This window comes from Pontibacillus sp. HN14 (genome assembly GCF_021129245.1).
Taxonomy (GTDB): domain Bacteria; phylum Bacillota; class Bacilli; order Bacillales; family BH030062; genus Pontibacillus.
Genome location: NZ_JAJOLR010000002.1, coordinates 237,549 through 252,002, shown reverse-complemented (window position 1 = coordinate 252,002; position 14,454 = coordinate 237,549). Strand labels below are relative to the sequence as shown.

The window sequence follows — 14,454 nt, the reverse complement described above, 5'->3', positions numbered from 1 at the left end:
AGAGATTTTATGGATACAGAAAGAAACAATACCCAATTGGATAAAGAAGCAGGAGGTGAGAAGAAGAGTAATTTCTTTAAAACTAAGAGTGGAACCATCACTATAATTACTACAGTTATTATACTGATCATAGCAGCCTTTATGTACAACAATTATAGAGTAGCTAAAGAGGAAGAAGAAGAGTTTAATACTTATAAAGAAGACTTTACAGTAGCTCTTTCTCTCTTAGAAAACGAAGCATCGAAGAACTTAGATGTAGTAAGTGGAACAGAACAGACTTGGCGTGATGCTATTTTCAGTGACGAAGATATCGACTTCAACACGGCACTCATACTTCATTTAGCTGACCTAGAGGAAAATGGGACTTTAAAGGATTTAAAATCTGGTCGAGATAAATTAGATTCTAAAATTCAAGAACTACAGGACGTTCACCCTCAATTTGAGAACGTTTATGACGACTTCCTAGACTTATATGCTACATATACTCAAATTAATGATTTGGCTATTGAGCCTACTGGGTCATTGCAGAGCTATGGAGATAATTACGAACGTTTAAACGGAGATTTCAACCAATCCTATAGCACAATTAAAGTTCGTGTGCCTACGGAATTAAAAGGTAGCTAAATTACGTTATGAAGAAATTAATAGTTCTTACATTGTTGATATTCCTTACTGTGGGTTGTACTTCAAAATTGACAAATCAAGAGTTTAAGAATTTCAATTCGGATTATAATGATTTATATGAAGCTACTTCAGAGAAAATTCTTGATAGATCTTACGACGTGGTAAGTTACTCTGAGAATAAGAGAGAAAATGAAGAAATAAATATCTTACTAAATAAACTGGGGGAAATGATTTCAGATACAGAAGGATCAGTTCCAAGTGAGCATTCTGAACAATTTAATGAGATACAAACTTCCTATGAAAATCTAGTTGAGTTAGAGGAGCAAAACACGTCCTCATCAATAAATGAAGTGAAAATTACTAAAGCTGAAGAAGAAATATTTAAGTATAGAAATTCTTTTATCACATCTACTTCATCTACTAATGTTGTAGAGGACATCGAAAGTATGAGAAAGTTCAGCGACAACGAAATTCAAAACTTTAAAGATGAACATAATGTTATTCTAGAATCAACAGACATTGAATTTGATATTGCAAATAATTTGGATAAAGATTTCTTTATTGTGGGGAAAGCCGAACTTTCTGATTACTTCAATTATGGATTTACTAATGATAAGGATTACTTTAGTGTACGTCTCACTCCCTACAACGGAACATATACTGATAAGTGGGATCTTTATTTCCATAGAGAAAGTTTTAGTTCCCTTTATAGTGAATTAAAATCTGGTAAATCAGATATAATGGTAGTTGCAAATATTCCTAGGTGGAATTACGAAGAAAACCAAGGGAATATGGCTAAAGTTAACAGTGTTAATTGGAAATAACCCACCCTAAAGAGACTTTAATTCTGAATAGATTAACCACACTTCAATTATCCTACAAGATTACTTATTCCCTAGTAATGAGTGTATAAATAGCAGTAACGTAAAACACCTTCGAAACAAGACACTTTTTTAAAAGTTCTCATTCGAAGGTGTTTTTGCATATTCCTTTCAAAAATCCAATAAATAATACTACTAATCACCTCAATAAACCCTAACGATACTCACTTCCCCCTCCCCATATCGATCTGCCGCCCGTATGGCCCGTCTGTTCATGAACTTCTTCATCCACTAACTGAAGCACGCCAGGCTGCTCATGGTGATGCCATGTATAGCCTTCGGGAGTTTCACCTTGTGCCAGAGCTTGAAGATCCAACTGGTCCAAATTTAATTGGTTCGCTAAACCAGGGCTTTCTTGTAAACCTTGTAGTAAGGTATCATTGGCTACAGTAAAGTGCACGTCATCACTCGCAAGGTAAAGATCTTCGTTAATCATTGCGCTAAATTCTGATTCAAAGACAGGAAAAGTTCCTTCTACTATCTCTCCATTCGACAGTTCAATCTCATGTTGTGCAAAAGGAACTCCTGTCTCCGGATGCTCTGTTCCCATAAGTCCATCATTTCTAGTATCTAATTCATCAGCTATAACCGCATCAGGACCATCTACTATATCCACAACTCCTATTGCCAGGCTTGAGACGGCCACAACTTTCCCTACATTTTTCAGACCTTCAGCCGATTGAACCCAATCTCCACTACGTATTCCTTTATAGGTTTCTCCAACGTTAACGACTGTGTATTTTAAAGCTGAACCTACTCCTTTAATCGTACGACCAGAGGAGTCTTTAAGATCGTAGAATCCTTGTTGTTTGTAATATTCATCTTTTTTAACTAAACCATATGTACTTTGGACAGCCCCGTCTACAAACTGTCCAGCGTTATCTAAAGCCGTCTTAGTAGAAACTTGGACTTGATCTCCTACATCTTCAATCCATTCCCCCGTTCTGCTCCATTTCTTTCCTACTGCTTTTCCCGCTATTTTAGTGGCTCCGCCTACTACACCGCCACCGATTGTTCCTATTCCTTTGCCTGCTTTACGAAATAACCCCATAGTTTTTCCTCCATTTTTATAGCAGAATGACTAATTAAAAAAAACTTGCTGAACAACCGTTCTACAAGATATGTGTATACAAGAAGTTGGACCTATTTCTGAATGTAGATAAACTCATTAGCCCCTAAAAAACTAGAGTCGAAAGTTAACACTTTCGACTCTTAAGAGTACGTAGTTACCTAAGTTCTTATACTGCTTATTTATCCAAAACCGAAGAGAAACGCAATCACTACTAAAATTAAAAGGAGACATCCAACAAAATTTAATATCGTCTTTATAAGAGACTTGATTTTTGGCGCGAAAAGATACCACATAAACCCAAGGATAAATCCGGAAACAACATTATAGGTCGCTGTAAAAAACAATCCAATTAGAATAGATATAACAATAGAGCCATATTCATCAGGAGTTGATAAATCAGCGGCATAAGTAGAAGCTGTCTCATCCCGATGAGCCTGATCATAGGATGAATTCCTTTCCCTTTGAGCATTATTGTACGAAGGGGTACCTTCCTTCTTAACCTTACTATATGAAGGCGTTTTTTCCTTCTGCGGGTAGTATATTAAATTATGATTAAGACTCTCATAACTGGCATTTAACCAATCGTTTACTTCAGGGTCCTTACCTCTATTCATTAACTCAACTGTCGAAATGAGATCCTTGAATACATAATGCTCTGAGCCAATATTAGTTGCATGATTCATTACAATATTTATAGCAGCTGTTCTTTCATTTGGTGAATGGAGGAACAAGTCACCTAATATATCCACTACATCATCATGGTCTGGTTTTTGATCTAGAAGAATATTAAGATAAATCATTTCTACTAATAAGGGGACAGCATCCACGCCGTGCGTTGACCGACCATATATATATTCTTCTAGCACGTCGAGGGCAGATCTGTAATCATTCTGTTCACTGTAAGCGAAGGATAGACGATGTCGAAAACCAGCTTCATCTGGCTGAAGATCTATTAATTTCTTGAATATAGGTACCGCCATTGGAAATGCCTCTAAGTTTTCATAAACTGTGCCCATTATGATTAGAGTATCTATATTATTAGGGTCCTTTCCAAGCAAGGATTGAGCTATTATTTTAGCTTCTCGGAAACGTTTTAAATGAATTAAGCAAATGGCTTTCTGTTGAAGTAAAAACACATCGTTGGAGTAACGATTTTCCAATCTAAGCAAAATTTTAAGAGCATCTTTAAAATTCGAATGCTCCATATAGTTTAATACTATTTCCATTTGATCCTCATAATAGGTATCCTGTTGCGATCTTTGATCATACTTCTCTCGCTTGTCTGCATTATACAGAACCTCATAAGCTTCTCGTATTAGTTTAAATTCTTCAGGATGAGTTTCATTTGAATACTTTCTAAGCCCCTTGATATATGCCCTTTTAATATCATCTTGGGTAGCATCTTTAGAAACTTCTAATATATCGTAATAGTCTTGAGCCATCTATGAATCACCTTCTCTTAGATCTGCTAGTAATTCTTCCGCTCTTCCTGCTGTCCACTCGCCTTTATAATTCATAACCAACTCTTCCAAAACCTTTTCAGCAGAGCGTTCTTTTTCTGCCACTAGCATATTTTTCGCCTTAAGAAGTATAAGATCATCACGATATGGAGACTCAATAAAAGAAGTGTTGTTTGATTCAAGGAATTCATTGATATACTCCATAACCTCTATATTAGTTGAATCCATAGCAACGATGAGATGGTATAGAGCATCATCTGAATAATATCTGTCCTGGGAGAGGCTATAACTTTCTTTTAATTCTGTAATTGCAGAAGCATAGTCCCCATGTTGATAGTTACTTAACCCTTTCCGATAAAGTTTTATACTAGCTTTATCGTATATGTCTTTCACATTCATTCCTGCTTGATTTATTACCTCTTTAACCGATTGGTCAGCTTGATTTTTAGCATTTTTAGACGAATCCGTTACTTTTAAATTTTTAATCGAGCTTTTCAGTTCCCCTTTTTCAACTTCGAGGGTTGTATTTTGTTCCATTAGCAATTGATTTTCTTCATTTAAAACTTCAATTTTTTCTTGCAATCGCTTATCTTCATTTGCAACCACATCTCCCGAGAAGAGGGTAGTGGTGTAAAAACCAAGGGCGAGACAAGATGCTAAACCAAGGACATAGAGGGTTCTTTTACCCTTGTAAAATGGTGATTTTGATTCTTTCTTAGTTGCATAATCGGATTTCTTGTTCACTTTTGCCGTATTCACCACTTCACGTAAGGTATGGAGTTGAGGATCTTCCACACAATGAGGTGGTAAATTTTCTATTACACTTTCGGCTTCAACATATCTATCACTATGCAGCAGATGAAGAACGGCCGCTTTATATACTGGAAAGGGGAGAATGATTTTCTCCCCAATGGAAAGTACTCTTTGAAATAACAAATTAGCTTTATCAGGATCCTTTTGCTTCAGATAGATCAATCCATCGTTATAAGCTTGTATTGCTTCATTATAGGTACTTTCATTTTTTCTTATTTCTTCTTCCATTCTTTCAATCGGATATTCATTGCGAAGAGGAATACCTTTCCATAACTCTACAGACTTTTGGGGATATCCCATTAAAGCATATGCTAATCCTAATGACCATCTAATAGAAGGTTCATTAGGATATTGAGCATGAAGAGGAGCCAACAAGGTCTCAGCTTCTAGATATCTTTCCTCTTTCAGCAAATGAATAGCTTCATTATATTGATTCACATGTTTGTCCATAAAGAAGCCACCTTTTTACACTAGCTCAATAAGCATGTCAGTTAGTTCTTCTTCATACCTCTTTACAAGAGTTACATTATTTTCTTTCAAAGCTTGTTTCAGTTTATATAAAAGGTCTTCTATTCGTTTTTGTTCATCAGCTTCTACCTCATCAACAACTTTTTCAGCTCGATTGATTACATGTCGAACTTCTTCGTACATATCTGATTGTTTCCATTCACTTGAAAGTTTAGCTTTAGATTCTGCGACGCTTTGGTCAGACATAACGCCTGTTTGAGTGCGAACAATATCTTCTACTTTTTTACCGGTACTTAAGATTGTTCCTTCTACTTGCACATTTCCGTTAATATCATAAGAGAACTGAACCTCAATCATCTCTTCTCCAGCAGGACGTGGGGGAATACCCGATAAAACGATGTCATCAGAAAGCAAATTGTTTTGGCTTGTGTATTGATCCTCATTTTCTCCTTGATAAACGGAAATCTGGACTTCAGTTTGGTTATCACGAACCGTATAGTACGTTTTACTTTTAGTAATTGGTACTGTACTATTCTTCGGAATAATCGGATCGAAATATCCTGAAACAAATTGCCCGCCAATTTCTCTCACCACTTCTGTTCCTAGTGCAAATGGGCAAGAATCAATGACCATAAGTCCACTCTCACTCGAGATTTCACCAGATTTTATGCCACCTTGAACGGCAGCGCCAAGAGCCACTGCTTCATCAGGATTGATATCTTTCTTAGGTTTCTTACCAAACTTTTCGGAAACCATTTCAACTACTAACGGAATGCGTGTGGAACCCCCTATTAAAAGCACCTCATCGATATTAGCCATACCGAAAGAGGAATCATTGAGCACTTGGTCCACTTTTTCAATCGTCTTTGTTACCAATGGCTTGACCATCTTTTCGAACTTAGCTCGACTCATTTCCAGATTAATTGAAATAGGAGCGTTGTTATGTATAGCAATAAAAGGAAGGTTGATTGCCACTGTAGATTGACTCGATAATGCAATCTTCACATTTTCTGCTTCTGCTTTAATTCTAGCTTTTACCTGCTCATCACCAATCGCCAGAAGATCAACGCCTTCTTCCTTTTTCACTTCATCGATAATCCAATCAAATATCAGCTGATCAAAGTCCATCCCACCTAAATGATTATCCCCAGCCGTTGCTTTTATTTCCACTACCCCTGAAAAGATTTCAACAAGAGAAACATCGAAAGTACCTCCGCCTAAGTCATAAATAAGGATGTTTTGGTCCTTGTCCATATGGTCTAGTCCATAGGCAATCGCTGCTGAAGTAGGCTCATTTATGATACGCTCAACTTTCAGCCCTGCCAACTCTCCAGCTTTTTGGGTTGCTTTACGTTGAGAATCTGAGAAATACGCTGGAACTGTAACCACTGCTTCATTTACCGGTTCGCCAAGTTGTTCCTCAGCAGAAGACTTCAAATACTTAAGTATGTGAGCCGAAACTTCTTCAGGACGATATTCCTTATCACCAACACTCAACGTTTTATCTTCGCCCATTGAACGTTTAACTTCTAAAACCGTTTCTTTAGGAAAACTCGGGTACTCTTTCTTTGCTATAGGCCCTACTTTAATTTCACCTTTTGCATCAATTTGAAAAACTGAAGGAGTAGTTCGTCCTCCATTGCTATTTGTAATAATTTCTGGCTGCCCATTCTTCAAAAAAGCCATCGCTGAATTTGTTGTTCCTAAGTCAATACCGATCATCGCCATATTTATTCATCCTTCCTATTAATAATAAACTGTTTTAACTTTAGCTTCTCTTAACACGTCACCTGTTTCTTTATAAATAAAGCCTGCTTGAAGTACCTCGGCAACATGATACTTATCCACTTCAGGGTACTGATCAGGGGGAACAGTCCCAAGACTGATCATCTTTTCCCCATCTATTAATAGACCGAGTACAGTAATTTCCTCAACCCCAAGTTCATTCATTTGGTTGAGATATTTTCCCCGAGCACCTTCAATATGTTGTTGCCACTGAGTTAAACCCGAATTCTCTGCAGAGCGATAAATCAGATCTATAGCATCGTAACCTTCTATAACAAGATTTATAAACCCCTCTGTTTTTTCCTTCCATTGAATTTGTTCATTTTCAACAAATGTTTGGTCTTCTTTAGAAGATTGTTTCGCAAGATCCAGAATGCTATCTTGCAGTTCTTGTATTAGCTTCATGGATACTCTATTTCCTTTTTTCACTTCACCTTTAATCTCTTGAATGTAAGTCGCGATTTCAGTTTGTTCTACCAAGCCATCACTCGTGGTGTCCAAAGAATCCAAAGGCTCCAAATTCAAAATTTCTTCCTCTATAATTTGTTTATATTCTTCCATATTCTCTTCATCACCCGACCTTTGAATCAAATCTTCAAATCCATCTTCCATAGATTTTTGAAGTTTTTCCATTTGATTATTCCATTGAGGATAATACACTTCATTACCTACCTCGACTTTTAAACTCTCCAGTAAATCACTCATATTTCTATTAAAACTTTCATACGCTAGCACTAGATTCCAATTAAACAACCTTTTCGTGTAGCCAACAAAGAAACTATAGGGATTCCTACTTCCTTTAGCCTTTTTTTGCTCATTACCAAAATCCACCAATAACTCTATCTTTTTCATCTTCTAATCACCCATTTTCTGAAGCAGAGAGTTCGATCCAGAATCATAAGTAACCCCTTTTTGTTCTTGTAATAGTTTCAGTAAGATTGATCGATCTATTGTATCTAAGGTACATTCCTCACCATTTCTATAATCTTGCACTGTTTCAGAAGCTTTAATCAGAACTTCTTCTTCAATTAAATTACGAACCATTCTCCCATTCCCATGCCCCTCTGTACTTTGGCTAACCTTCACCGTAAGGATCTCTTGAACCAGATCCCAATTCTCTTTTTCAATTTTGTACTCTCGTTCTTGAAGAAGGTGGTCATGAATTTGCAAGAGTTCTTGTATACTATAGTCATGGAAATGAATATTGTATTTAAACCTAGAACGTAAGCCGGGGTTAGATCGTATAAAGTTTTCCATTTCTTCCGGATACCCAGCAAGAATAACAATTAAATTATGACGCTGGTCTTCCATTGCTTTAACCAGAGTGTCAATCGCTTCAATTCCGAAGTCATTTCCTTGAGAACGCACCAAAGAATAAGCTTCATCAATAAAAAGAACCCCTCCTTCAGCTTCTTTTATCTTCTTCATCGTCTTAGGAGCGGTCTGACCTACGTATTCTGCAACTAGATCTCTTCTACTTGCTTCTACTAAGTGCCCTTTATTTAAAACATTAAGAGCTTGATATATTTTAGCTACTAACCTAGCAACAGTGGTCTTCCCAGTACCAGGATTACCGCTAAATATCATATGTAGCGAAATCATCTCAGCTTTAAAACCTTCTTCTTTCCTTAACCTATTAAATTCCACCCAATCACATATTTCTTGCATTTTACTTTTAACGAATGGCAATCCTATCAAGGAATGTAATTCTTGTAATGACTTTTCGAGCGTTACCTTATCCCTCTGCTTCAACTCCGCATTCAATAGATCAGGTGAGTCGTTTATATTCTTCTCAAGCAAATTCAACCAATTTAGGAAGTTAGTTATCGCTTCTTCATTTGTAGACTCTTCTGCATTAGCTGCAGCTTTAAGAGAAAATTTTGCCCTTTTTAAACCAAACAACACTTCATGTACATTGAACTCGTTAATCATGTTCATGTTGTCCTCTATGTTCTTATGTATAAATAAATCATTATTCTGAAGTACAGAATGAGCATACTGTATGTAATATTCCGCTTTTAAGTAAGGAAAAGACAATATGGAGAACCATTCACGCTCTGCCGCTCTATAATCGCCTGTATCATTGTAATAGTGTGCAAGTTTTGACTTCCATTCAGCTAGCTGCCTATAAAAAGTAATACGAAAATCCATATTTCCCTGGTTTATAGCTTTCAAATGGTAGTCTTCCAATTTATTAGCTAACCGGTATAAACGAAGAAAGTTGTAGTGAATGGCTTCTAAGTCTCTATCAACAAATGCAATGCCCATTTCATTATGAAGGTCATTATAAGCATCCATTAGGTAGTGAAGATTTAAGTCTCTCAAATATCCTCTCCCTCCTTATCCATTCAACAATTGATCGAAAAATTGTGTATTCAACTCATATAATGATATGTAATCTCTCTTAACAATTAATACTGAATACTCGACATCCCTGATCGTTTCCTCTGATAACGCGTCAAGAATCTCATTAAAATAAAAGGTTCTTTCAGATTGTTCCACATTCGACAAATACAGAGCAACAAGACGGAAAATCGGTTCTATTACCCTTGAATCTCTTTTTAACTGCTCATACTGGGTATGAGTCTGAATGGAGTTATAACATAAGTTTAAAAACTGGTTGAGCAGTTTTTCTCTTTCAAGTGCTAAGGTAGGGTACTTAATTTTAATAATCTTTATAGACTTTTCCATTTCCCTTGGTTCATATCTGTACGAAAGTTCTAAACCATCAAATACTTCATCTTTCTGCTTATGGGCCTCATGCTCATCCAGTTCATGAGAAAACAAATAATACATGAAATATCGTTTTAGAGCAGGAATGATCTTAGTGTGGTTTACCATGGAATCGAATTCATAAAATGCCGCAGCATCATTCTTCAATTGATTAAGTCCTGCATGATTAGGCAAAAAACTCCCCAATGACTGAGTTAGATGATAGGCTGCTTCATAGTCACCTTTATCAAACAATTTATTGGCTGTCTGAAGACTACGGTCTTCAAACTCTCTAGAAGATGATTTTTGGGCTTCGTACCAAAACTGCCTAAGCACTTGTTCTAAACTTTTCTTATTCCTGCTTTTCACGCTCACCTCTATTAACTTTCCATATACCAATGATTTCTGAACTTCTGAAAACGTACCCACCTTCTCGAACAACAAGGTGAACGCTTGGTGATATTCTTGCATTTCCATCATGAGATCACAGTATTCCATCAAATACTCTAAGTTTTCAGAGTGATGGGTGAGCCCTTTCACGAGAATGCCCTTTGCTTCCAATACTTTGGCGTCCTTTAAGTAGACATAAGCCGCTTCGATGAAATAGACGGAGTTATTGAAATAGACATCTATCAGCTTATTAAGGTGTTTGGAGGTATTCGGGTAATCCCCTAGTCTGTGATAGGCCCTTGCAATTAAGTGTCTAGGATTTTCAGCCCCTGGGATAATTAATAGTATTTTTTTTAATTGTCTTATTGCCTCTTCATAATCCCCCTCCATATAAAGACGTTCTCCAAGCTCATTAAGATGCTCTATATCATTCCCATATAACAAAAATTGATCATAATGAGCTTTCTTATCTAGATCTGAAAGCACTTCATAAGACTCTCTAACTAATTGAAATTCTTCTTGGTTTACCTCGTTAGAAACCTGACGTATTAATGTAAAGTAAGCTTGTTTAATTTCTTTTTGTGTAGCGTTTTCTTTTATCTTTAGTCGTTCATAATGAGTGCTAATAGTACCATCCCCTATCCCTTTTATCGACACGAATATGGTATTTTTTACTTATTTCAGCATCTTTTTTTGATTTATCCGCTAAAAATTAAACCTTCATTTCAAATAAATGTAATTTACGTAGTATTATTTGACTTGTTCGGGGAATCGAAATATATGAAGTTCGGTTTAAAAATTCGATTCTAAACATAAAAATCCCCAGGAGACTAACATAAATAAAAACAGGAGTTCTAATATAAGAACTCCTGCTTTTAGGGCTTAATCAATTGCCAGTTAGATCCAAGTTATAGTGGATATAAATCATAATTTTATATAAACTTTTTGCTAATGGCTTTATATAGCGATATACCTTTAAAGTGTTACTTTACGAGGAAAGGCATTACTCAAATTTTAAAACGAATAACACCTTTATATTTTGCTACGTTTATTTCTTCTACTTTCCTGCCTTATTAATTCCTATACTAAAAGAATCATCTTACGCCTAATCTATTAATTCAAGAAGAACGCATCTAAATCGTCATCATTACGTAATATCTTATTTTCCCCCACACCTAATTCGACAGCTAAATCTACTGAAGCTGCTGCTAAAACATCAGAATTTGCATTCAAATCAAATGCTGCTTCAATCATTGAATTATAACGCTCATATGCAGTATTAATTTTATTGATGATTCCATGATAAGCATCATCTACACTAGAGAGAATTGAATGAGTGTAAGAATTTAACACTTTCTTTAATTCCTGTTCTTTAGCCCCTAATTTGTCTTTAGCAAATCCCCATACAAAATTAGCAGTCACTGTACCTATAACAGCCCCCAGGACTGGAATCGGAATTAACGTCTGCCCAATTGCACCACCCGTAGCAGCTATGCCAGCTTCAATACATAAGACCTGCCCTTCGGTAACGAACTCATCCATATTAATTTCACCACTATGTAAATCTGTCACTAACGAAGATAATCCCATAGAAGCGCTTGTCACAGCCCCTGCAAACGGCGCAGATAGAGTAGTTAAATTTGTTAGAAGATAGATACTTCCAGCAGTTACTCCACCTTTAGTACCTGATTTTGCAGAACTCAAACCAATTTCCGTCCAATCTTCTTTATCGAACTCTTGAATTTTTTTACCACTCTTCACCTTATTATAGACTACTGTTATAGTATTTAACGAGGCTGCTACTGCCGCTGCAGTCCCTGCAACTTTTACACCCTCACCAATAGAAGCTCCTCTTTTAGCCTCAATAATACTACGTTTTCTTTCTGCTTCACTTTGGATATCATCTTGCATACGTTGGTTTTCGTCTACAATGTAGTCTTGATGTTTTGAGACCGTTTCACCTGCTTTACCCAATTGTACTTCACTATAATCAGATACAGATGGTTTTACGACATCTTGAAAAGTACGCCCAGTTTGGGCTTCAATTTCTTCAACTTTTCGAATTATTGCACCTATCGATTTGTCATTTAAGTAATCTGGGTTTTGACCTGATTTAATCGCTCTAACGATTTCATACTGTTCTTTAGGGATCGAATAATTCATAGTAAAATCTTGATAGTTATTAAAATGCTCTAGAACAGCCTCAAGTGTATTATTGGTACCATTGATGAATTTTGATTGATATTTTAATCCGTTTAAAATAAAATCTTCCTGGGCAGTTCGCCCAACTCCATCAAAAGTAGCCACCTTCTCTTGGCCTTTCAAAACCGCCCAAGCGTTACGTACATTAACTTCTAAATGTTCTGCAATTTCTCCGTGTTTCGTTTGTTCAGAACCTAATATGTTTTCTGGTTTTGATAAGAAGTGACGCATGTTCATCATTTGTTGTAGGGCATTTTCAAAGTTCAAATTTTGTTGATGCTGAGCTTGTAATTTCTCTCTTACTAAATCATCTATCTGTTTACCTATACTGTATTGTTTCCATTGATTAAATCCATCTACCCCAACAGCAAAGGTTTGATCCTTCCAAACATTTGCCGCCATCTATTTGCCAACCTCTTTCATAAATAGCTGTGACAAACTTTCTGTGTTATTTATTATCGCTCTTAACTTATTTCGTTCGCTTTTAGAGAAAGATGTAAAAGACTTTACTTCCCTGTTTTCACTAATAAAAGAGATCAAACTTTGCTCTAATTTTGTTGCTAACGATTCAGTGGAAGACTTTAAGCTTTTTATTTCAGTAGTTGTAGCATTAAACGTTTTTGTTGCTTTAACGATCTCAACTCTTTCCTTATCAGCTTTAATTGCAGCTTCTTTGTTCTTTTTACTTGCAAAAATCCCTCCGGCTGTTAAGCTTACAGCACCAATTCCCCAACCAACTGGGCCTGCTAGTGCGAGCAATGCACTTCCTCCTGCCATGCCTCCACCTCCAGCTGCTGCAACACCACCACCTAGCCAAGCTAATGCGGCATTAGTTGCTGCTGCTCCAGATAAACCAGAGATGGCCGCACCTGTTGAAGCTGTTCCGAAAGTCGTTGCAATCGCCATAGCTGCAGAAGGGGCAAGCGCAGCTGTAGCAACACCTGCACCTACACCTGTCGCAGTCCCCCCGCCAGCTACCTTTATCATTTCTTTTTCATCATATGTAATTTCGCTTAGTGCTTTAAAAGTGGTTAGGTTGACTTGAACTTGTTCAAAGCTTTTTCCAAATTCCTTAGGAGTATTGGCTAATGTATTTATATAGGTTTCTACTTTTTCGATAACGCCTACACCAAAAGACCGAGTATTATGTAGTTTTACCGCATTGTTTTGTAGTGCTTTAGAAGACCTTTCGTATTGATTAAATGCCTTTTTAAGTTCCTCTACAGCTTCCTTTTTTAATGTACTATTCAGCATAGGTTAACACTCTTTCTTTTTCGTTATAGTAAAATGTATAGGTTATTATTCATGAAACTATTTTACTATAAAACTTCACCATAAAGTAGTTTATTTTGAATATTTTTACACATTACTCTTGTCATTTAATGTTATTTATATGAAGGGGTGGATTGCACACCAAATTAGGAATATCCCTGGCTCTCCCCCCATTATTCCTCCAAAAATTATTATCCATATTAAATCTAGCTGTTTGTAGTCTCATAACTACTTTATTTCACGGTTTCATAAACCTTACCTCATAAATCCAGTATTTTAGCTAGAATAACTAATATATCGATTACTAGAAAGTATATAGCGTTTGTGGGTACAAATATGGAGAGGCCGGTAATTTTAAGTGGCCGTAACCATTCATTTAAAAAGGAAGCACGAGAACCGTCCCCGCGCTTCCCGCACTTAAAAGTAAGAACTTTATAAATTATGTCGTTCTTTTAGCGTATTTATTGCCTTCATAACTTCTTCAAAATCGGTTGTTCCGTTTGAATTTTTGTCCGTTGTAATATGCGCTACTAACTGTCTATGCAAATTACCTCCATATTCCATCATCACGAATATTGCTGGTCGCGAAGTTTCAACATTATCATCCCAATCTACTAAACCATAACTAACTACATAATTAATGTCCTTACCATGGCTGGAAGGCACTTTGATTTTATCCCAAAACTCATGAACATTATTTTCTCTTGGTGCCAGATTTATCACTCCTATAAATCATATTTAATAAAAATAAAAATGTAACAATGTATTGCTTCTC

General features: G+C 36.3%; 12 protein-coding genes. 2 read left to right on the top strand and 10 right to left on the bottom strand.

The window, feature by feature from the left end; genetic code table 11:
* Positions 1 to 9 precede the first annotated feature (9 nt).
* A complete protein-coding gene (locus LQ226_RS10420; RefSeq protein ID WP_231417834.1) occupies positions 10 to 624 on the top strand; it encodes a hypothetical protein in 615 nt (204 codons plus the stop codon).
* 8 nt (positions 625 to 632) lie between these two features.
* Complete coding sequence (locus LQ226_RS10415) at positions 633 to 1,448, top strand: hypothetical protein (RefSeq protein ID WP_231417833.1); 816 nt, start codon at positions 633 to 635, stop codon at positions 1,446 to 1,448.
* A 211-nt stretch (positions 1,449 to 1,659) separates the two neighbouring features.
* Here LQ226_RS10415 and LQ226_RS10410 read toward each other — a convergent pair whose 3' ends face one another.
* The 10 genes from LQ226_RS10410 to LQ226_RS10365 form a co-directional block, all read right to left on the bottom strand.
* Positions 1,660 to 2,556, bottom strand: coding sequence for an HNH endonuclease (locus LQ226_RS10410; RefSeq protein WP_231417832.1), 897 nt, complete (start codon positions 2,554 to 2,556; stop codon positions 1,660 to 1,662).
* A gap of 200 nt (positions 2,557 to 2,756) precedes the next feature.
* Positions 2,757 to 4,019 carry a J domain-containing protein gene (locus tag LQ226_RS10405; protein WP_231417831.1) on the bottom strand — a complete coding sequence of 421 codons (1,263 nt, stop codon included), beginning with the start codon at positions 4,017 to 4,019 and terminating at the stop codon, positions 2,757 to 2,759.
* Positions 4,020 to 5,300 (bottom strand): tetratricopeptide repeat protein, encoded by a 1,281-nt coding sequence (locus LQ226_RS10400; protein ID WP_231417830.1) that lies wholly within the window; start codon positions 5,298 to 5,300, stop codon positions 4,020 to 4,022. It lies immediately after the preceding gene.
* Between the two features lie 15 nt (positions 5,301 to 5,315).
* The gene (locus LQ226_RS10395; protein ID WP_231417829.1) at positions 5,316 to 7,046 is read right to left on the bottom strand and encodes an Hsp70 family protein; all 1,731 of its coding nucleotides are present in this window, start codon (positions 7,044 to 7,046) and stop codon (positions 5,316 to 5,318) included.
* 18 nt (positions 7,047 to 7,064) lie between these two features.
* Complete coding sequence (gene grpE / locus LQ226_RS10390) at positions 7,065 to 7,955, bottom strand: nucleotide exchange factor GrpE (protein WP_231417828.1); 891 nt, start codon at positions 7,953 to 7,955, stop codon at positions 7,065 to 7,067.
* A 3-nt stretch (positions 7,956 to 7,958) separates the two neighbouring features.
* Complete coding sequence (locus tag LQ226_RS10385) at positions 7,959 to 9,428, bottom strand: AAA family ATPase (protein ID WP_231417827.1); 1,470 nt, start codon at positions 9,426 to 9,428, stop codon at positions 7,959 to 7,961.
* Between the two features lie 15 nt (positions 9,429 to 9,443).
* Positions 9,444 to 10,862: a J domain-containing protein gene (locus LQ226_RS10380; protein ID WP_231417826.1), complete on the bottom strand. Its 1,419-nt coding sequence runs from the start codon at positions 10,860 to 10,862 to the stop codon at positions 9,444 to 9,446.
* Positions 10,863 to 11,318: 456 nt separating this feature from the next.
* Entirely contained in the window at positions 11,319 to 12,809 is a 1,491-nt protein-coding gene (locus LQ226_RS10375) for a hypothetical protein (RefSeq protein ID WP_231417825.1), read from the bottom strand.
* On the bottom strand, positions 12,810 to 13,661 hold the full coding sequence (locus LQ226_RS10370; protein ID WP_231417824.1) for a hypothetical protein: 852 nt from the start codon (positions 13,659 to 13,661) through the stop codon (positions 12,810 to 12,812). It abuts the gene before it with no gap.
* 450 nt (positions 13,662 to 14,111) lie between these two features.
* A complete protein-coding gene (locus LQ226_RS10365; RefSeq protein WP_231417823.1) occupies positions 14,112 to 14,402 on the bottom strand; it encodes a hypothetical protein in 291 nt (96 codons plus the stop codon).
* Positions 14,403 to 14,454: the final 52 nt, after the last annotated feature.